This window comes from Comamonas aquatilis (assembly GCF_965139575.1).
Lineage (GTDB): Bacteria > Pseudomonadota > Gammaproteobacteria > Burkholderiales > Burkholderiaceae_C > Comamonas > Comamonas aquatilis.
In genome coordinates this window covers 278239-298442 of the sequence record NZ_CBCSIW010000002.1, presented here as the reverse complement: position 1 = coordinate 298442, position 20204 = coordinate 278239, and the positions used below count along the sequence as shown (strand labels likewise).

Here is a 20204-nt window from a genome sequence, read left to right as displayed (position 1 = left end):
TCCAAAGCTGCGGATTATTCAGCCACGGCGTTTTCGGGCTCGGACTTGGGCGTGTCCATGGGCAGCTCGGTAATGGCCAGGTTGATGTCGCCCTTGCCTTCGTTGGCGGCATCGTCCCAATCCACTTCCAGGCGACCGCCGTTGACCAGACGGCCAAACAGCAGCTCATCGGCCAGCGAGCGGCGGATGGTGTCCTGAATCAGACGCTGCATGGGGCGTGCGCCCATGAGCGGATCAAAGCCCTTCTTGGCCAGATGCTTGCGCAAGCCATCGGTGAAGGTGACTTCCACCTTCTTCTCGGCCAGCTGTTGCTCCAGTTGCAGCAGGAACTTGTCCACCACGCGCAGGATGATCTGCTCATCGAGCGGCTTGAAGCTGACGATGGCGTCCAGACGGTTGCGGAACTCGGGCGTGAACAGACGCTTGATATCGGCCATTTCATCGCCGGCTTCACGCGGATTCGTGAAACCGATGGTGGCCTTGTTCATGGTCTCGGCACCCGCATTGGTGGTCATGATGATGATCACGTTGCGGAAGTCGGCCTTGCGTCCGTTGTTGTCCGTCAGCGTGCCGTGGTCCATGACCTGCAGCAGCACGTTGAAGATGTCCGGATGCGCTTTCTCGATTTCATCGAGCAGCAGCACCGAATGCGGCTTCTTGGTGATGGCTTCGGTCAAGAGGCCACCCTGGTCAAAGCCCACATAGCCCGGAGGCGCACCGATCAGGCGCGACACCGCATGGCGCTCCATGTACTCGGACATGTCGAAGCGGATCAGGTCCACGCCCAGGATATAGGCCAGCTGCTTGGCGGCTTCCGTCTTGCCGACGCCCGTGGGGCCGGAGAACAGGAAGGAGCCAATCGGCTTGTCCGGCTTGCCCAGACCCGAGCGCGCCATCTTCACGCTGGCCGCCAGCACGTCCAGCGCCTTGTCCTGGCCGAACACCACGCTCTTCAAGTCACGCTCCAGCGTCTGCAGCTTGCTGCGGTCATCGTTGCTGACATTGGCCGGCGGAATACGGGCTATTTTTGCCACGATGGCTTCGATCTCGGCCTTGCCGATGATCTCCTTGCGCAGTTCGACCTTGGCAATACGCTGAGCGGCGCCCGCCTCGTCAATCACGTCAATCGCCTTGTCGGGCAGATGGCGGTCATTGATGTACTTGGCAGACAGCTCGGCAGCAGCCTGCAGGGCTTCGGCAGCGTATTTCACGCCGTGGTGCTCTTCAAAGCGGGATTTGAGGCCCTTGAGGATGTCCACGGTTTCCGGCACCGTGGGCTCGACCACATCCACCTTCTGGAATCGGCGCGACAAGGCCGCATCTTTTTCGAAGATGCCACGGTATTCCGTGAAGGTGGTCGCGCCAATGCAGCGCAGCTGGCCGCTGGACAGCGCAGGCTTCAAGAGGTTGGATGCATCCAGCGTGCCGCCCGATGCCGCACCGGCACCGATCAGCGTATGGATTTCGTCGATGAACAAAATTGCATGCGGCTTGTCCTTGAGCGACTTGAGCACGCCTTTCAGACGCTGCTCGAAATCGCCGCGGTACTTGGTGCCGGCCAGCAGTGCGCCCATGTCCAGCGAATAGACCACGCCGTCCTTGAGCACATCGGGCACCGTGCCTTCGGTGATGCGCCATGCCAGACCTTCGGCAATCGCCGTCTTGCCCACACCGGCTTCACCCACCAGCAGCGGGTTGTTCTTACGGCGACGGCACAGAATCTGGATCGTGCGTTCGACCTCGTACTCGCGGCCGATCAGCGGATCGATCTTGCCTTCCTTGGCGGCCACGTTCAGGTTGAGCGTGAACTGCTCCAGCGGCGAGGCTTTCTCGTTGCGCTCGCCGGACGAGCCCTCTTCGCCTTCGGACGGCGATTCGGACTTGGCGGGCTCGGGCGGTTCGCCCTTCTTGATGCCGTGGGCAATGTAGTTGACCACGTCCAGGCGCGTCACGCCCTGCTGGTGCAGGTAGTACACGGCATGGGAATCTTTTTCGCCGAAGATGGCCACGAGCACATTGGCGCCCGTCACTTCCTTCTTGCCATTGCCTGTGGATTGCACATGCATGATGGCGCGTTGAATCACACGCTGAAAGCCCAGCGTGGGTTGGGTATCCACCTCATCGGTCCCGTCGACCTGTGGGGTGTTGTCCTTGATGAAATTGGACAGTGACGAGCGCAGATCATCAATGTTGGCGGAGCACGCGCGCAGCACCTCCGCGGCACTGGGGTTGTCCAGCAGCGCCAGCAGCAAATGCTCCACGGTGATGAACTCGTGGCGCTGCTGACGGGCTTCAACAAAAGCCATGTGCAAGCTGACTTCCAGTTCTTGAGCGATCATGTGCGACTCCTTTCGGCTTGCTAGGGATTACTGACTGATACCTTATTTGAGGGCATCCAGCATTTATTCAACAGGCTCAAATGTGGCTTGCAATGGGTGGCCCGCTTTATGGGCTGCCTGGTGCACTTGCTCGACCTTGGTGGCGGCTACGTCTTGGGAAAAGACACCGCAGACGCCTCGTCCATCGAGATGAATTTTGAGCATGATTTGGGTGGCCGCTTCACGGTTCTTGCCGAAAAACTCCTGTAACACGACGATGACAAACTCCATGGGCGTGAAATCATCATTGAGCATCACGACCTGATACATGCGCGGCGGCTGCAGGCGCTGGCGGCGTCTCTCCAGCACCAGGGAGCCGCCTTCGTCAGGCGTATTCCTGACTCCAGGGACTACCGGGGGAATTGATGGGGGTTGAGTTGCCATGAAAACCATTCTAGCGAGCGATTGCGGTGTTTTTGCGCTGGCATATGCATAGCGATGTTAGGGATTTCAAGACTGGATTCGCATAAAGCGAGATTTATGCTTTATTTTCCACTCCAGCCTTTGTAGTGCAAGCGCTTACCGCTACGATTTTTAGTAAGCAAAAAATTGTGAATGCTGTAGGAGGGCTGCACCCATGAAAAAGCACCCACAGCCTTGGGAGCACAGACTCCGAGACGGTGGGTGCCAGGGGCACTGACGGGCGCCGCGCGCTTACTCGTAAATCACCTTGACCTGGGCCAACCCTGCCTCGGCATACCAGGCCGCCAGCGCTTCATCCGAGGGGTAGAAACGGCTGGCATCGCCCAGCGCCAGCTCGCAACTGGCCGAGCCTCGGTCGTCCGCGCAGATCAGGCCCAGGCGCACCTTCATGCCATGGGTGAGCGGGCCGGTTTCCGTCTCCTGCACCTTGGCCGGAAACTGGCGCAGCAGCTTGGGCACATCGGGCATCTGCTCCGCCCCCTCGCCCACGCTGATCTGCAGATAGCGGGCGTAACGGCAGCGCGCATCGGCCAGGCTCCACATCTGCTGCACCTTCATGCGCAGTCCGCCACTGAAACGGTCGGGCTGCAAGCGGCCCGAGACCACCACGAACTCATCGTCCTTGATCAAGTCCTTGCAGGCATTGAGCACTTTCTCGTCGGCCGAGGCTTCGATGACGCCGGATTTGTCGTCCAGCGTGAAGATGCCCAGCTTGCCGCGCTGACCGTTGATGGTGCGAAAACCGCTCAGAATGCCCGCCATGGTCTGCGGCTCGCGGCTGTCGCGCATCTCGCCAATCGGCGTGCGCACAAAGCGGCGCACCTCGGCCTCGACTTCGTCAAACAGATGCCCGGTCAGGTAAAAGCCCACCGCGGTTTTTTCCAGCGTGAGCTTTTCCTTCACGCCCCAGGGCAAGGCATCGGCCAGCGGCGGCTCGGCCGTGCTGGAGCCCACGGCATCGTCGCCCATCATGTCGAACAGGCCGCCCTGATTGGCGTTGGCAATCGAGGTGGAAGCAAAGCCGAAAGCCACATCCACCGAAGCCAGCAGCGACGCGCGGTTCATGTCGATGTTGTCAAAGGCACCGGCCTTGATCAGCGCCTCCAGCGTGCGCTTGTTGATGCGAGCCCGGTCCACGCGCAGGCAGAAGTCGAACAGGCTCTTGAACGGGCCTTTTTCGTGACCGTTGGGGCCCGTGCCTTCGCCGTTGCGGGCGGCCACTATCGCCTCGATAGCAGCTTGCCCAGTCCCCTTGATGGCTCCAAGCCCATAACGTATGACTTTGTCGGTCACGGGCTCAAAGCGATGCACTCCGCGGTTCACATCGGGCAGCTCGAAGGTAATGCCCATCTTGAGCGCATCTTCGTATAGCACCTTGAGCTTGTCGGTGTTGTCCATTTCCACGGTCATATTGCCGCAGTAGAACTCAGCCGTGAAATGGACCTTGAGCCAGCCCGTGTGATAGGCCAAGAGCGAATAGGCAGCCGCGTGCGACTTGTTGAAGCCGTAGCCCGCGAACTTCTCCATCAAGTCGAAAACTTCGTCGGCCTTGGTCTCGTTCAAGCCGTTCTTGGCCGCACCTTCCCGAAAGATCATCCGGTGCTTGGCCATTTCCTCGACTTTTTTCTTGCCCATGGCGCGGCGCAACAAGTCGGCACCACCCAGGCTGTAGCCGCCCAGCACCTGGGCGGTCTGCATCACCTGCTCCTGATAGACCATGATGCCGTAGGTCTCGGCCAGCACTTTTTCCACCAGCGGATGCGGGTACTCCACCACTTCCTGCCCGTGCTTGCGGGCGATGAAGCTGGGAATCAGATCCATGGGACCCGGGCGGTACAAGGCGTTCAGGGCAATCAGGTCTTCCAGACGCGAAGGCTTGGCCTCTTTGAGCATCTGCTGCATGCCGCGCGATTCAAACTGGAATACCGCTTCGGTCTTGCCGTCGGAGAACAGCTTGTAGGTGGGGTAGTCGTCCAGCGGAATATTCTCGAACTGGAAGTTCTCCTGGCCCTTGTGGCGCTTCATGATGAATTCGCGCGCAATCTCCAGAATGGTGAGCGTGGCCAGACCCAAGAAGTCGAACTTGACCAGACCCACCAGCTCCACGTCATCCTTGTCGTACATGGCCACCGCCGAGGTGCTGCCCGGCTGCTGGTACAGCGGACAGAAATCGGCCAGCTTGCCCGGCGCAATCACCACGCCACCGGCGTGCATGCCGATGTTGCGGCACATGCCTTCGAGCTTTTGCGCCATCTCGATGATGGTCTTGACGTCTTCTTCCTTCTCTATGCGCTCGGCCAGAATCGGCTCTTCCTTGATGGCATAGGTGTACTTGTCGCCTTCCTTGGGCGGATTGGGCGGGTACTTGAGGGTGACGTGCAGGCCTGGCTTGTTGGGAATGAGCTTGGAGATGCCGTCGACGAACATATAGCTCATGTCCATGACACGGCCCACGTCGCGAATCGCCGCCCGCGCCGCCATGGTGCCGAAGGTGGCAATCTGGCTGACCGCATTGCGACCGTACTTGTCCTTCACATAGTCGATGACCCGGTCGCGATTGCCCTGGCAAAAGTCGATGTCGAAGTCGGGCATGGACACACGCTCGGGATTCAGGAAACGCTCGAACAGCAGGTTGTATTCCAGCGGATCCAGATCGGTCACTTTCAGCACATAGGCCACCAGCGAGCCGGCACCCGAGCCCCGGCCCGGGCCCACGGGGCAGCCGTTGGCCTTGGCCCACTTGATAAAGTCCGACACGATGAGAAAGTAGCCGGGAAAGCCCATCTTCATGATGGTGCCCAGCTCGAACTCCAGCCGCTCCACGTAACGCGGACGCTGGGCATCGCGCTTGGCAACGTCGGGATACAGATGACTCAGACGCTCTTCCAGCCCTTCAAAGGACTCCTGACGGAAGAACTGCTCCATGGTCAGGCCGTCAGGAATCGGGAAATTGGGCAGCTGCGGCTCGCCCAGTACCAGAGTCAGGTTGCAGCGGCGCGCAATTTCCACCGTGTTCTCGATGGCACTGGGAATGTCGGCAAACAGTGCCTTCATCTGCTCGGCCGTCTTGAAATACTGCTCGCGCGTAAATTTGCGCACCCGCTTGGCATTGCCCAGAATTTCGCCCTCGGCAATACAGACCCGCGCCTCATGCGATTCGTAGTCATCGGGCTTGAAGAACTGCAAGGGGTGGGTGGCCACCACGGGCAGATTCAGGCGGCTGGCCAGCTTGACGGCGGCCAGCACATGGGATTCATCATCGGCGCGGCCTGCGCGCTGCAACTCCATGAAAAAACGGTGAGGAAACATACCCGCCAGACGCTGGGCAATCTCGGCCGCGCCTTTATCGTCACCGCGCGTCAAGGCAATGCCCACCGGCCCGGCCTGCGCGCCCGACAGCACAATCATGCCCTCGCCCAACTCCTGCAGCCATTCCCAGCTGTGCTGTGCCTGATCGCGTACCACGCCGCGCGTCCAGCCACGGGCCAGCAACTCACAGAGGTTGTGATAGCCAAGCTTGCTCTGCACCAGCACGATGATGCGAGAGGCCGGCGCACCGTTGATGCCTTCCATCACGATTTCCGCACCCAGCAAAGGCTTGACACCCTTGGAGCGGCCTTCCCGGTAGAACTTGATACCGCCAAACAGACTGTTGAAGTCGGTGATGGCCAAGGCCACCTGCCCGTCTTCGGCAGCGGCCTTGATCGTGGCATTGATGCGGTTGGTTCCGTCCACGACGGAAAATTCGGTGTGCAGGCGCAAATGGACAAACATGGGCGCTATTGTAGAAAGCCCGCTTCGTCCTTGCGGGCTCAATGCTTCTGAAGCCCAAAGTCTCAACCTGCTTCGGCGCGCCCATTACAATGCTTCGATTCCTTTTTCAAGGGTGCCTCCAGCGCGCTGGTGTATGGTGTGCGATCCAACGTCGTGCCAAACCATGCAGCAGCAGCTGCCCAGCATGTCTTCTCATACAGCTAATGATTGTTAGAAAACTGTCCACCATGCCGCGTATTTCACTGACTCTTGTCCCCGCCGTGTTGGTTGCCGCCGTGCTGGCAGGCTGCGCAAACACCAAGGAGGACCCGACGGCCAAGTGGACACCCGATCGCATCTACACCGAAGCGCGCGAAGAGTCCTCCTCCGGCGCCTACGACAAGGCCGTGCCGCTGTTCGAAAAGCTCGAAGGCCGTGCCGCAGGCACGCCGCTGGCCCAGCAAGCCCAGCTGGACAAAGCCTATGCGCAGTACAAGAGCGGCGAAAAAGTGCAGGCCACGGCCACGCTTGATCGCTTCATGAAGCTGCACCCCGCCAGCCCGGCCCTGGATTACGCCCTCTACCTCAAGGGTCTGGTCAACTTCAACGACAACCTGGGCCTGTTCTCCTGGTTCACCCGCCAGGATCTGTCCGAGCGCGACCAGAAGGCAGCCAAGGATTCGTTCGAATCCTTCCGCGAGCTGGTGACGCGCTTTCCCGAATCCAAGTACGCCGAGGATTCGCGCCAGCGCATGCAGTACATCGTGAACTCGCTGGCGCAATACGAGGCCCACGTGGCCCGCTACTACTATGAGCGCGGCGCTTACGTGGCCGCCATCGCCCGCGCCCAGAGCGCCATCAAGGACTACCAGGGCGTGCCCGCCGTGCGCGATGCCATGGTGATTCTGGTCAAATCCTACGATGCGCTGGGCATGACCCAGCTGCGCGATGACGCAGACCGCGTGATGAAGAGCACCTTCAAGGACGACTCTGAACTCAAGCTCAGCGGCGACAAGACCAAGACCTGGTGGAAGCTCTGGTAAGACCTGCCGGCTTGAGCCTCAAAAAGTAAAAAAGGATACGCCATGCGTATCCTTTTTTTATGGACCCTATTCAAGCCTTGTCGCGCCGCTGCGCCAGAGCCTCCAGCCTGGCTTCGAACTCGCCCTGGCTGAGCAGCAACTGCATGGGCGGCAGCGCAGCCACCAGCTCGGCGCCGTAAGCCATGGTGGCCAGCCTGGCATCACACACCGCCAGCACACCCTGATCGGTCTCGCTGCGAATCAGCCGCCCTGCCCCCTGCTTGAGCGCCATGGCAGCCTCGGGCAGCATGTAATCCTGAAAAGCGTGGCGACCCACACTCTGCAGCTGCCGTGAGCGGGCCTCGACCAGCGGATCATCGGGCGGCGGAAACGGCAGCTTGTCTATGACCACCAGTTGCAGCACGTCGCCGGGCAAATCCACACCCTCCCAGAATGTGGCCGAAGCCACCAGAATGCAGCCCCGCGCCGACGGCGCCTGCGGCGCGGCCCCGGCCGCCATAAAGCGCTGAATCAGCGCCAGCTTGGGCGCCTCGCCCTGCACCAGCACCTCCAGCTCGCCAAAAAGGCCCAGGCCATTGCGCAAGGCCGCACTGATGCTGTTCAGCGCCTTCAAGGTGGTGGTCAGCACCAGGGTGCGCCCACCCAGGCGCTGGGCACCGTCCAGCGCCAGCTGTGCCACCTGCTGGCTGTGCTGGGCGCTGCCAGCCGCAGCAAAGGGCTGAGGTATGTACAGCCCGGCCTGGCGCGGGTAGTCGAACGGGCTGTCCACCTTGAGCACCCGCGCGCCGCGCAGCCCGCAGGGCTCGACAAACCAGCTCAGCTGCGCATCCCGTCCCAGGGTGGCCGAAGTAAAAATCCAGCTAGCGCCCTTGTCCAGATTACGCTGATCGCTATGATTTTCTTCATCCAGAACCCGGCCCAGCAAACGCTCCCGCATGATGCGGGCAATGCTCAGAGGCGACTCCAGCATGCGCAGCTGCTGGGTACCCACCTCCAGCCAGCGCACGCAGTCTTCATCGGCAGCGGCCGCAAAGCGCGCCAGGCGGGTGAGCAGCTCGGCACCGCGCTCATAGACACGCTGCAGATCGGCGGCCATGGCCTCCATGACGGCCAGCGGCGTGAGCAAGGCACGCAGGCTCTGGCCCAGGTGCACCAGGGCCGCACGCCAGCGCTGTGCATCCAGGCCCTGGGGCGTCACACCCTGCCAGGGCAGACGGCCGCCTACCGGGGGCTTGCCGGCCTGCAGGCGCAGCTCGCGCATGGCCTGCTCCAGCGTGGCGCACAGCACCAGCCAGTCCGCCATGCCGCGTGCATGCACGCTGGTACTGCGCAGCACATCGCGGGCATAGCCTATGAGCTGCTGGCTGGACAGGGTCTCGCCGGCAAACTGCACACCGATATCGTTGAGCTGATGGGCCTCGTCTATCACCACCACGCCGGTGCTGGGCAGCAACTGGGCCACGCCGGATTCGCGCACATCCATATCGGCAAACAGCAGATGGTGGTTGATCACGACCACATCGGCCTGCATGGCCTCCTGGCGGGCCAGGTTCACATGACAGTCCTGCCAATGGGCGCAGTCGGAGCCCACGCAGTTGTCCTTGGTGGAAGTGACCAGCGGCACCACGGGCGAGCGTTCGTCGAGTGCCGACAGCTCGCCCAGATCTCCGGTGCGTGTGATTTTGGACCAGCGCTCCACCGCGGCCACGGCGCGCAGCACCTGCGGGTCTTGCGGCGCCGTCTTGCCCTGGCGCACGCGCTCCAGCCGCTCCAGGCACAGATAGCTGCTGCGCCCCTTGAGGCGCGCCATGCGCAGCGGCAGCCCCAAAGCGCCCACCAGACGCGGCAGATCCCGGGCAAACAGCTGATCCTGCAAGGCCTTGGTTGCGGTGGAGACCAGCAGCCGCTGGCCGCTGAGCAAGGCCGGCACCAGATAGGCATAGGTCTTGCCCACGCCGGTGCCGGCCTCCACCACCAGCACCTCCCGGTTTTCAATGGCTTCGGCCACCGCGCTTGCCATGGCCGTCTGGCCGGCACGCGGCCTGAAGCCGGGCTCGGCCACGGACAGGCTGCCATCGGGGGAAAATGCCGCCAGCACGGCGTTTTGCAGGGAACTCACAACCAATACGCTTTCCGCCTCACGATGCAGTGCACAATTGCGTCTGCTATTTCGTTATCTATCTCCAACCGTTAGCAGTCGCCCACTTGGCGCACTGCTCCAGCTCGTCAATGTCTTCCAACTTTCGCATCCAGGCCTCGACCGGCATACACCGCGGCGACAGGGAATATCAGCAGGATCAGGTGTTGCTGATGTCGCATCCGCGTGTCAACGGCTGCGTCTTAGGTGTGGTCGCCGACGGCATGGGCGGCCGCAGCGGCGGGCGCAAGGCCTCCGATCAGGTGATGCTCACGGCCCGCCAGCTGTTCGAGCAGTTTGATCCGCAGACCGAAGACTGCAGCCGCATGCTGCGCACCATTGTGCAGGATGCGCACACCGTGATTCGCCTCACGGCCATGTCTTCCGAACAAGAACCGCACAGCACTTTTGCCGCCTTTGTCATGCTGCCCAGCGGGCGCTGCCATATCGTGCATTCGGGCGACTCGCGCGTCTATCACTATTGCGGCGATCAGATGCTGTTTCGCACCAAGGATCACTCCTATGTACAGGCCCTGGTGACTCGGGGCGAACTGAGCGAGGAGCAGGCCAACAACCACCCCCAGTCCAACATCTTGCTTGGCTGCCTGGGCACGGAAGCACCACCGCCCATGGAGCACCATGTGATCGAGGCCCTGCGCCCCGGCGAGACGCTGATGGCCTGCTCAGACGGCGTCTGGCACTATTTCACGCAGCAGGAGCTGGGCACGGTGTTGAACGCGCTGACGCCGCGCGAAGCCACGGAATTTCTGATCGACAAGGCGCGTAGCCGCGCCCGTGGCCATGGCGACAATCTGTCGCTGGCCGTGCTCAAGCTGGTGGCGATAGCACCGACAGACCAACCAGCGACCTGATCAGGTTTGGTGAGAAGCAGCGGAGCCTGGCGCGCCGTCCATCCTGGCTCACGCTATCAAAAACAAAGCTGCTTGCGGTCCTCCTTCAATGAATTCAGCTCCTAAAAGCCATGAATCACTGGATTGATCAGCGCAAGCAGCTATTTTTTCGAGAGCTATCTCGGCAAAACCAAGGCTGAACCACCTTGGTTTTTCACCCTCAGTTGGCAGGCGGCGGCAGAGGAGCAGCCGTCTTGGTCCGCTCCCTGGCGGCCTGCTCGGCCTTGGCTTTGCGCTGTGCTGCCGCTTTGAGCTTGGCATCGTGATCGGCACGTGCCTTGGCCGAGCGCTGGGCATTGTCGGCTTCGCGGCGGCTCACTTCTTCATTGTGGCGGCGCACGTAATCGGCCTGCCTGGTGGCACGCTGCTGGGCTTCGCTCTGGCGCTGGGCCTGGGCAGCCGCTTCGTCCACCGGCGGCTGAGCACCAGCACCTGTGGGCTGAGGTACCGAGCGCGCGCCCTTGGGTTCGCGCTGCTGGCTCTTCATGGGCGTGGCGGCCTTTTCCGCTTTTTTCTCTTCAATGGCCTGCAGACGATCGGCGGCTTTTTCGCGGCGCTCGGACTCGTTGATCTTCAGCTCCTGCGCGCGCAGCGGCGCATCCTGCTCGCGGGCCACGCGGGCCGCCTCCTCCAGGCAGCCTTGCACGGCAAACTTCTGGTAGCAGCGGGCTTGGGCCTCGGTCTGCTGCTTGGCAATGATGGCGCGCTGCTGGGCGATTTCCTTTTGCTGGGCTTCACGCTCGGCCCTGGACTGCGCGTGCGCTTGGTCCTGGGCCAGTTTCTTGGCGGCCTTGCTATCGGCGTCCTGAGCCTGCATGCCGACACTCTTGGCCTCAGGCAGCGGCTGGGCTGCCGCAACGCCAGCCGTGCCGGCCAGCAGCAGTGCGGCCAGGCTGTTGAGCAGCGCTTGTTTCACAAGAGGCATACGGGTGCGTTTGGCCATCAGTCGTCCATCCATCATTGAGCGGGTCCGACATCTTAAGGCGTCGGCACCGCTTCGCCTTCAAGTCAGGCGGGTATCCACCACGCGACGTTCCAGCTGCAAATACTCCTTGGACTGCATCTCGTTGAGGCGCGAGACCGTGCGCGGGAATTCATGGGCCAGCGGGCCTTCGGTGTAAATCTGCTCGGGCGGCACTGCCACCGAGAGAATGAGCTTGACGTGGCGGTCGTACAGCACGTCCACCAGCAAGGTGAAGCGCCGCGCCGCCGAAGCCATGTTCACATGCATCTGCGGTACATCGGACAGCAGCACGGTATGGAATTGCGTGGCAATTTCCAGGTAGTCGTTTTGCGAACGCGGGCCGGCGCACAGCTCGCGGAAATCAAACCAGATCACGCCGCCGGCGCGACGCTTGGCCGCAATCTTGCGGGTTTCGATCTGCATCACCGGCTCTTCATCATGGGCCTCGGCCAGATGATCGAAGGTGTCTTGCATCGCGGCATCGGCATCGGCACCCAGCGGGCAGTGATAGAGCTTGGCGCTCTCCAGCGTGCGACGGCGGTAGTCCGTGCCGTTGTCCACGTTGATCACTTCCATGCGCTCCTTGAGCAGCGCAATCGCCGGCAGGATGCGGTCGCGGTGCAGGCCACCCGGGTACAGGCCGTCGGGCGTGAAGTTGGAGGTGGTGACAAAGCCCACGCCATTGGCAAACAGCGATTCCAGCAGCTTGTAGAGAATCATGGCGTCCGTGATGTCGGAGACGTGAAACTCGTCAAAGCAGATCAGCTTGTACTTCTTGGCAATCTTGGCACCCAGCGCATCGAGCGGGTTCTGCGTGCCTTGCATGAGGTGCATCTCGCGGTGCACTTCGCGCATGAATTCGTGAAAGTGCAAACGCACTTTGCGTTTGAGGGGCACGGCATTGAAAAAGCATTCCATCAGAAAGCTCTTGCCGCGCCCTACCCCGCCATACATGTAAACGCCCTGGGGCAGATCGGGGTGGTTGAGCAGTTTCTTGAGCGCGTTGGAGCGCTTGTTCTTGTAGACGGCCCACTCGTCGGCGCAGCGCTGCAGCGCCTCCACTGCACGCATTTGCGCAGGGTCACTTTGAAAGCCTTTGGCCGCCAGTTCTGCCTCGTAGGCCTGTTTTACATTCACCGTCTCGTCTCCAGATGCTCAAAAAACAATAGCTGCAAGCGCTTTATTCATAAGCACTGGCAGCCATTTTTACTTGAAATTCAAAAGAAACTCAGCTTGCGCGCGGGCACATTACAGCCATGTCATAAGCCTGCGCGCAAGACTGAAGGAAACTTTAGAAGTTCAGCGTGCGCTTGTCCACAGCCAGAGCCGCTTCCTTGGTGGATTCGGACAGCGAGGGGTGGGCGTGGCAGATGCGGGCGATGTCCTCAGACGATGCCTTGAACTCCATGGCCACCACGGCTTCGGAGATCAGCTCGGACACCATGGGGCCAACCATGTGCACGCCCAGGATTTCATCGGTCTCGGCATCGGCCAGGAACTTGACCATGCCGGTCGTGTCGCCCAGGGCGCGCGCGCGGCCGTTGGCCAGGAAGGGGAAAGTGCCGGCCTTGTACTTGACGCCGTCGGCCTTCAGTTGCTGCTCGGTACGGCCTACCCATGCCACTTCGGGGCTGGTGTAGATCACGCTAGGCAGCGTGGCGAAGTTCACATGACCGTGCTGGCCAGCGATGCGCTCGGCCACGGCCACAGCTTCTTCTTCGGCCTTGTGGGCCAGCATGGGGCCACGCACCACGTCGCCCACGGCCCACACGCCTGGCAGGCTGGTCTTGCACAGATCATCCACCACGATGGCGCCACGCTCGTCCAGGGCCAGGCCCACGGCTTCAGCGTTCAGGCCGATGGTGTTGGCAGTGCGGCCGATCGAGACGATCAGCTTGTCCACATCCAGCGTCTGGGCTTCGCCCTTGGCGTTGGTGTAGGCAATGGACACACCCTTCTTGCCGGACTTGACTTCGCCGACCTTCACGCCCAGCTCGATCTTCAGACCTTGCTTGTCGAAAGCCTTCTTGGCTTCCTTGGCGATTTGCTCGTCCACCACGGGCAGGAACTTGTCCATGCCTTCCAGCACGGTCACTTCCGTGCCCAGACGGCGCCAGACCGAACCCATTTCCAGGCCGATCACGCCAGCGCCGATCAGGCACAGCTTCTTGGGGGCCTTGCCCAGGCTCAGAGCGCCGTCGTTGGAGAGGATGTTCTCTTCATCGAAAGGCACGCCAGGCAGTGCACGGGCGTTGGAGCCGGTGGCCAGCACGATTTGCTTGCCGGTGATGACTTCTTCTTCCTTGCCGGCAACCTTGATTTCGTAGCCGCCGTCAACGGCCTTCACGAAGGAGCCACGGCCGTGGAAGAAAGTGACCTTGTTCTTCTTGAACAGGTACAGGATGCCGTCGTTGTTTTGCTTGACGATGGCTTCCTTGCGGGCAACCATCTTGGACACATCCATCTCGACCTTGCCGGTGGAGATGCCGTGGTCGGCAAAGTGCAGCTTGGCATGCTCGAAATGCTCGGAAGACTGCAGCAGCGCCTTGGAAGGAATGCAACCCACGTTGGTGCAGGTGCCGCCAGGGGCAGCCCCGCCAGCGGCGTTCTTCCACTCGTCGATACAGGCGACGTTGAAACCCAGTTGTGCAGCGCGGATGGCGGCGATATAGCCGCCGGGGCCTGCGCCGATCACGACGACGTCAAATTGCTTGCTCATGACTCAAATCTCTTTTAAAGCTCTTGCGTTCAGTGCTTGAAAAAACCCACCGCTGGGCTAGGGGCCGTGGGTGGGTTTTCGCTTGATGGACCCGTAAGGAATTACAGATCGAACAGCAGGCGGGAAGGATCTTCCAGCGCGTCCTTCATGGCCACCAGGCTCAGCACGGCTTCGCGGCCGTCGATGATGCGGTGGTCATAGGACATGGCCAGGTAGTTCATGGGGCGAACCACGACTTGACCGTTTTCGACCACAGCGCGGTCCTTGGTGGCGTGCACGCCCAGGATGGCGGACTGAGGAGGGTTGATGATGGGGGTGGACATCATCGAACCGAAAGTACCGCCATTGGAGATGGAGAAAGTACCGCCGGTCATTTCTTCAATGCCCAGCTTGCCTTCCTTGGCCTTCTGACCGAATTCGGCAATCTTCTTTTCGATTTCGGCGAAGCTCATCTGGTCTGCATTGCGCAGGATGGGCACCACCAGACCGCGAGGCGAGCTCACGGCGATACCGATGTCGAAGTAACCGTGGTAGACGATGTCGTTGCCGTCGATCGAAGCGTTCACTGCGGGGAACTTCTTCAGGGCGTGCACGGCAGCCTTGACGAAGAAGGACATGAAGCCCAGCTTCACGCCATGTTCCTTGGTGAAGGAGTCCTGGAACTTCTTGCGCATGTCCATCACGGGAGCCATGTTCACTTCGTTGAACGTGGTCAGGATGGCGTTGGTGGCTTGCGATTGCAGCAGACGCTCGGCAATACGGGCACGCAGACGTGTCATGGGCACGCGCTGCTCTGGGCGCTCGCCCAGTTCTTGCTTGCCGGCAGGAGCTGCCACCTGGGGCAGAGCAGCCTTGGGAGCACCGGTGGGGATGGCAGCGCCAGCCTTGATGGCACCCAGAGCGTCGCCCTTGGTCACGCGGCCGTCCTTGCCTGTGCCAGCCACATTGGTGGCGGACAGGTTGTTGTCGGCCAGGATCTTGGCGGCAGCGGGCATGGCCACACCGCTCTTGTCGGCACCGGCCGCTGCGGCAGCCACAGGGGCTGCGGCAGGAGCGGATGCGGCGGCAGGAGCTGCTGCGGGAGCGGGAGCACCGGCCACGGCAGCGGTGTCGATCTTGGCGATCAGCTGTTCGGCGGCCACGGTTGCGCCGTCGCCTTGCACGATTTCAACGATCACGCCGGCAGCGGGGGCGGGCACTTCGAGCACCACCTTGTCGGTTTCCACTTCGATGAGGATTTCATCGATGGCGACGGCCTCGCCCACCTTCTTCTTCCAGGTGAGCATGGTGGCTTCCGTGATGGACTCGGACAGCAGGGGAACTTTGACTTCAACGATTGCCATTTTGATTCTTTCCAAAAGTGTTTTGTCTGATACGTAACGACGTAATAGATGGGTTTACAGACTTACTTTGTCAGTACAAAACCCTTGAGCTTGGCGAATGCGCCTTCCACCAGAGCCTTTTGCTGCTCTTGGTGCAGATGCGAGTAACCGACAGCTGGCGACGCGGACGCAGCGCGACCGGAGTAGCCCAGCTTCTGGCCTTCACGCATGTTTTCGTGAATGTTGTGCTGGATGAAGAACCAGGCACCCTGGTTCTGAGGCTCATCCTGGCACCACACGATATCGGTGGCGTTGGCGTACTTCTTCACTTCGGCAGCAAATGCCTTGTGCGGGAAGGGGTACAGCTGCTCGACGCGGATGATGGCCACGTCCTTGCTTTCCTTCTCGGTGCGCTTCTTGACCAGGTCGTAGTACACCTTGCCCGAACAGGCAATGATGCGCTTGACCTTGTCGGCGTTCTTGACCACGGCGGCGTCCTGCTCGGGGATCACGGTCTGGAAGCTGCCATTGGTGAACTCGGACAGAGGCGATGTTGCATCCTTGTTACGCAGCAGCGACTTGGGAGTCATGATGACCAGCGGCTTGCGCAGGTTGCGAACCATCTGGCGGCGCAGGATGTGGAAGATCTGGCTGGCCGTGGTGGGCTGCACCACTTGCATGTTGGCGTCGGCGGCCAGCTGCATGAAGCGCTCCAGACGGGCAGAGCTGTGCTCTGGGCCTTGACCTTCGTAGCCGTGAGGCAGCATCAACGTCAGGCCGTTGACGCGGCCCCACTTGACTTCACCGGAGGCGATGAACTGGTCGATCACCACTTGTGCGCCGTTGGCGAAGTCGCCGAACTGGGCTTCCCAGACCACCAGGGTGTTGGGATCGTTGGACGCGTAGCCGTATTCGAAGCCCAGCACTGCCTCTTCGGACAGGATGGAGTCGATCACGACAAACGGAGCCTGGTTGTCGGCCACGTTTTGCAGAGGGATGTACGTGCCTTCGTCCCACTTTTCACGCTTTTGATCGTGAATCACGGCATGACGGTGGGTGAAGGTACCGCGACCGCTGTCTTCGCCAGACAGACGCACGGGATAGCCCGAAGCCACGAGGGAACCGAAAGCCATGGTTTCGCCCATGCCCCAGTCCACGTTGACATCGCCACGACCCATGGCTGCGCGGTCGTCATACACCTTCTTGACCAGAGCGTGAGGGTTCACGCTGGCGGGCAAGGTGGTGATTTTCTCGGCCAGGCGCTTCCACTCGGCCAAGGGAATAGCGGTATCGCCAGCGTCGGTCCAGGGCTTGCCTATGAAGGGGCTCCAATCCACGGCGTACTTGCTCTTGAAGTTGGTCAGCACCACCTCCTGGGTGTGACGGCCTTCGTCCATGGCAGCGCGGAAAGCCTTGGCCATGTCGTCGCCCAGGGTTTCGCCCAGGCCTTGAGTGGCCAGCTTGTCTGCGTACAGCTTGCGCGTGCCGGGGTGAGCGGCAATCTTCTTGTACATCAGCGGCTGTGTCAGAGCGGGAGTGTCCTGCTCGTTGTGGCCCAGCTTGCGGAAGCAGACGATGTCCAGCACCACGTCCTTGGAGAACTCCATGCGGAAGTCCAGGGCCATCTGCATGGCCAGGCACACGGCTTCGGGATCATCGCCGTTGACGTGCAGCACAGGCGACTCGACCATCTTCACGATGTCCGTGCAATACGTGGTCGAGCGCAGATCGCGTGGGTCAGAGGTGGTGAAACCGATCTGGTTGTTGATGATGATGTGAACCGTACCACCGGTGGTGTAGCCACGGGTTTCGGACAGCGCCAGGGTTTCCTGGTTCACACCCTGGCCGGCAAAAGCGGCATCACCGTGCACCAGCACGGGCAGCACTTGCTTGCCTTGCGGGTCATCGCGGCGATCCATGCGCGAGCGCACCGAGCCTTCCACCACGGGGTTGACGATTTCCAGGTGGGAGGGGTTGAAGGCCAGCGACAGGTGCATGGGGCCACCCTTGGCCGACACATCGGAGCTGAAACCCTGGTGATACTTCACGTCACCTGCAGGCAGGTCTTCGGGAGCGGTGTGATCGAACTCGGCAAACAGGTCCTTGGGCATCTTGCCCAGGGTGTTGACCAGCACGTTCAGACGGCCACGGTGGGCCATGCCGATCACGACTTCCTGCACGCCCTTGGCGCTGGCGGAATTGATCAGCTCATCCATGGCAGCGATGAAGGACTCACCACCTTCCAGCGAGAAGCGCTTCTGGCCCACATACTTGGTATGCAGATAGCGCTCCAGCCCCTCGGCTGCGGTCAGGCGATCCAGAATGCGCTTTTTCTCGTCGGCATTGAAAGCGGGCTTGGAGCGAATGGTCTCCAGCTTTTGCTGCCACCAGCGCTTTTGGTTCTGGTCGGTGGCATACATGTACTCGACGCCCAGGGTGCCGCAGTAGGTTTCGCGCAGAGCGTTGAGCAGCTCGCGCAGAGTCATGGACTCTTTGCCGAAGAAAGTGTTGCTGGTGTTGAACACCACTTCCTGGTCGGCATCGGTGAAGCCATAGAAAGAAGGCTCCAGCTCGGGAATTTCAGGGCGCTCGGTGCGCTTCAGAGGATCGAGATCGGCCCAGCGCTGACCCACGTTGCGGTAAGCAGCAATCAGCTGCTGCACGGCAGTGCGCTTGCGACCCAGTTCGGAGTCGGCACCGGAAGCCACAACCACCTTGGTGCCACCTTGCTTTGCACGCTCGGCAAAGGCATTGATCACGGGCAGGTGAGGAATGTCCTTGGAATCTGTTCCGTCCACTGCAGGCACATGCTGCAATGCGTCGAAGTATTCGCGCCACGAATCCGGCACGCTGCCAGGATTGGACAAATAGCTTTCATACATTTCCTCGACATAGGGCGCATTGCCGCCGAAGAGGTACGTATTGCCTTGATAGGCTTTATAGACCGTTGACTGATCGCTCATTTCTGCGCTGACCTCCGCTTCCCTTAGGGAAGCATTAGTTGGTTGTGGAACCCCCCGCGACACGGCTGTACCGATTGGCGGATGCGACTGTGGCTGGGAAGGGCCTTAGTTTGCGACTGGCATTGTGCCACTGTTCAATGCCCGACTCTTGTAAATGACCTCTGTTTACGTTCGGCCACCTCGCTTACAGTGAGGGCCATTACTCACAAGGACTTTCATGCACCTTTTGCCGCTACACAAACGCGCCTTCATGTTCTTGCTTTTGGCGGTGACCGTCGGCTTTGGCTTGGTGCTTTGGGAATATTCCGTAGCGATCTTCTGGGGCATTGTGCTGGCCATTGTCTTTGCGCCCTTACACAAGCGCATTGCGGCCCGCATCCCCCAAAGCCCTACCCTGGCCGCGCTGGCCACCCTGCTGCTGAGTCTGGTGGTCGTCATCCTGCCTCTGGTGCTGATCAGCATCTCGCTGGTCAAGGAAACCACGGCCATCTACGAGCGCATTGCCAACGGCAATATTTCGGCCGGAGCCTATGTGGAGCAGGTGTTCAACGCCCTGCCTTCCTGGCTCACCCCCTGGCTGGAAAAACTGCATCTGGGCTCACTGACTGAAATGCAGGAAAAGCTCTCCAACCTGGCCTTGCAGGCGAGCAAGCTGGCGGCCTCCAAAGCCGTGGGCGTGGGGCAGAACACCTTGGGCTTCGTCATTGGTTTTGGCGTGATGCTGTACCTGATGTTCTTTTTGTTGCGCGATGGCAAGACACTGGTGCAGCGCCTATGGAACGCCACGCCGCTAGATACCACCCACAAGCATGAGCTGGCGGTCAAATTCATCACCGTCATTCGCGCCACCGTCAAAGGCAATCTGGTGGTCGCAGCTTCTCAGGGCGCACTGGGGGGGCTGATTTTCTGGATTCTCGGCATCCAGGGGGCCGTACTCTGGGCCGTGGTCATGGCCTTTCTGTCTCTGCTGCCCGCCGTGGGCGCAGGCCTGGTCTGGGGCCCTGTGGCCATTTACTTCCTGGCAACCGGCGAAGTCAGCAAGGGCCTGATTCTTGCAACTTATGGTGTGGTTGTCATCGGTCTGGTGGACAACGTGATGCGCCCCTTGCTGGTGGGCAAGGACACCAAGATGCCCGACTATGTGGTGCTGATCTCCACCCTGGGCGGCATGGCGGTGTTCGGGCTGACGGGCTTTGTACTGGGCCCGGCCATTGCGGCCTTGTTCATGGCGACCTGGGACATCTTTGCCAACATGCAGCAACAGGAAGAGTTGCAGCTACAGCAAAGCCTGCGCGGCACCGAGCCAACTGCTGTACTTCAAGACGAGACAGCGCCCAATGCTGCGGCCAATACGTCACCTGCAAAAGTCGCTGACAAGCAAGGCAACTAGGCAGACAATGCCTCTGACGACAGAGTATTCCGCCCTGCTTTGAACGCGGCGGGTATGAATTCTTTGTCGTTCATAAGTACTTATAAACGAATCAAAGCAATCAAAGTCGCACACATTCGCTCAACTACTCCGGGAATGTCGTTAGGTCTGTCAAGAGGTGTAAACGTAGAATTTAAATTCACAAAAAGCGTTCATACGAAA

12 protein-coding genes are annotated in these 20204 nt (G+C 60.7%); 3 read left to right on the top strand and 9 right to left on the bottom strand.

Annotation, left to right across the window (positions count from 1 at the left end):
- Positions 1 to 14 precede the first annotated feature (14 nt).
- The 3 genes from clpA to dnaE form a co-directional block, all read right to left on the bottom strand.
- Positions 15 to 2339: an ATP-dependent Clp protease ATP-binding subunit ClpA gene (clpA, locus tag ACNAZA_RS04365; RefSeq protein ID WP_415795215.1), complete on the bottom strand. Its 2325-nt coding sequence runs from the start codon at positions 2337 to 2339 to the stop codon at positions 15 to 17.
- Positions 2340 to 2402: 63 nt separating this feature from the next.
- Positions 2403 to 2771, bottom strand: coding sequence for an ATP-dependent Clp protease adapter ClpS (clpS, locus tag ACNAZA_RS04360; protein ID WP_120968148.1), 369 nt, complete (start codon positions 2769 to 2771; stop codon positions 2403 to 2405).
- 261 nt (positions 2772 to 3032) lie between these two features.
- Positions 3033 to 6575, bottom strand: a complete 3543-nt coding sequence (gene dnaE / locus ACNAZA_RS04355) for a DNA polymerase III subunit alpha (protein WP_415795214.1) — start codon at positions 6573 to 6575, stop codon at positions 3033 to 3035.
- Between the two features lie 227 nt (positions 6576 to 6802).
- On the opposite strand from dnaE, the gene ACNAZA_RS04350 reads away from it, so the two are divergent.
- The gene (locus tag ACNAZA_RS04350) at positions 6803 to 7597 is read left to right on the top strand and encodes an outer membrane protein assembly factor BamD (RefSeq protein WP_415795213.1); all 795 of its coding nucleotides are present in this window, start codon (positions 6803 to 6805) and stop codon (positions 7595 to 7597) included.
- Positions 7598 to 7667: 70 nt separating this feature from the next.
- Here the strand turns inward: ACNAZA_RS04350 and ACNAZA_RS04345 are convergent, their stop codons facing one another.
- Positions 7668 to 9716, bottom strand: coding sequence for an ATP-dependent DNA helicase (locus ACNAZA_RS04345; protein WP_415795212.1), 2049 nt, complete (start codon positions 9714 to 9716; stop codon positions 7668 to 7670).
- Between the two features lie 110 nt (positions 9717 to 9826).
- Here ACNAZA_RS04345 and ACNAZA_RS04340 point away from each other — a divergent pair, with 110 nt between their 5' ends.
- Positions 9827 to 10606 carry a PP2C family protein-serine/threonine phosphatase gene (locus tag ACNAZA_RS04340; RefSeq protein ID WP_415795211.1) on the top strand — a complete coding sequence of 260 codons (780 nt, stop codon included), beginning with the start codon at positions 9827 to 9829 and terminating at the stop codon, positions 10604 to 10606.
- Between the two features lie 199 nt (positions 10607 to 10805).
- On the opposite strand, the gene ACNAZA_RS04335 is transcribed toward ACNAZA_RS04340, so the two are convergent.
- The 5 genes from ACNAZA_RS04335 to ACNAZA_RS04315 form a co-directional block, all read right to left on the bottom strand.
- Complete coding sequence (locus ACNAZA_RS04335; protein ID WP_415795210.1) at positions 10806 to 11588, bottom strand: hypothetical protein; 783 nt, start codon at positions 11586 to 11588, stop codon at positions 10806 to 10808.
- 60 nt (positions 11589 to 11648) lie between these two features.
- Positions 11649 to 12746 (bottom strand): cell division protein ZapE, encoded by a 1098-nt coding sequence (gene zapE / locus ACNAZA_RS04330; protein WP_415795209.1) that lies wholly within the window; start codon positions 12744 to 12746, stop codon positions 11649 to 11651.
- 154 nt (positions 12747 to 12900) lie between these two features.
- Positions 12901 to 14328: a dihydrolipoyl dehydrogenase gene (lpdA, locus tag ACNAZA_RS04325; RefSeq protein WP_415795208.1), complete on the bottom strand. Its 1428-nt coding sequence runs from the start codon at positions 14326 to 14328 to the stop codon at positions 12901 to 12903.
- A gap of 101 nt (positions 14329 to 14429) precedes the next feature.
- Positions 14430 to 15671: a 2-oxoglutarate dehydrogenase complex dihydrolipoyllysine-residue succinyltransferase gene (gene odhB / locus ACNAZA_RS04320; protein ID WP_415795207.1), complete on the bottom strand. Its 1242-nt coding sequence runs from the start codon at positions 15669 to 15671 to the stop codon at positions 14430 to 14432.
- 62 nt (positions 15672 to 15733) lie between these two features.
- Positions 15734 to 18613 (bottom strand): 2-oxoglutarate dehydrogenase E1 component, encoded by a 2880-nt coding sequence (locus tag ACNAZA_RS04315; protein WP_415795205.1) that lies wholly within the window; start codon positions 18611 to 18613, stop codon positions 15734 to 15736.
- A 217-nt stretch (positions 18614 to 18830) separates the two neighbouring features.
- On the opposite strand from ACNAZA_RS04315, the gene ACNAZA_RS04310 reads away from it, so the two are divergent.
- A complete protein-coding gene (locus ACNAZA_RS04310; protein ID WP_415795203.1) occupies positions 18831 to 20003 on the top strand; it encodes an AI-2E family transporter in 1173 nt (390 codons plus the stop codon).
- Positions 20004 to 20204 lie beyond the last annotated feature (201 nt).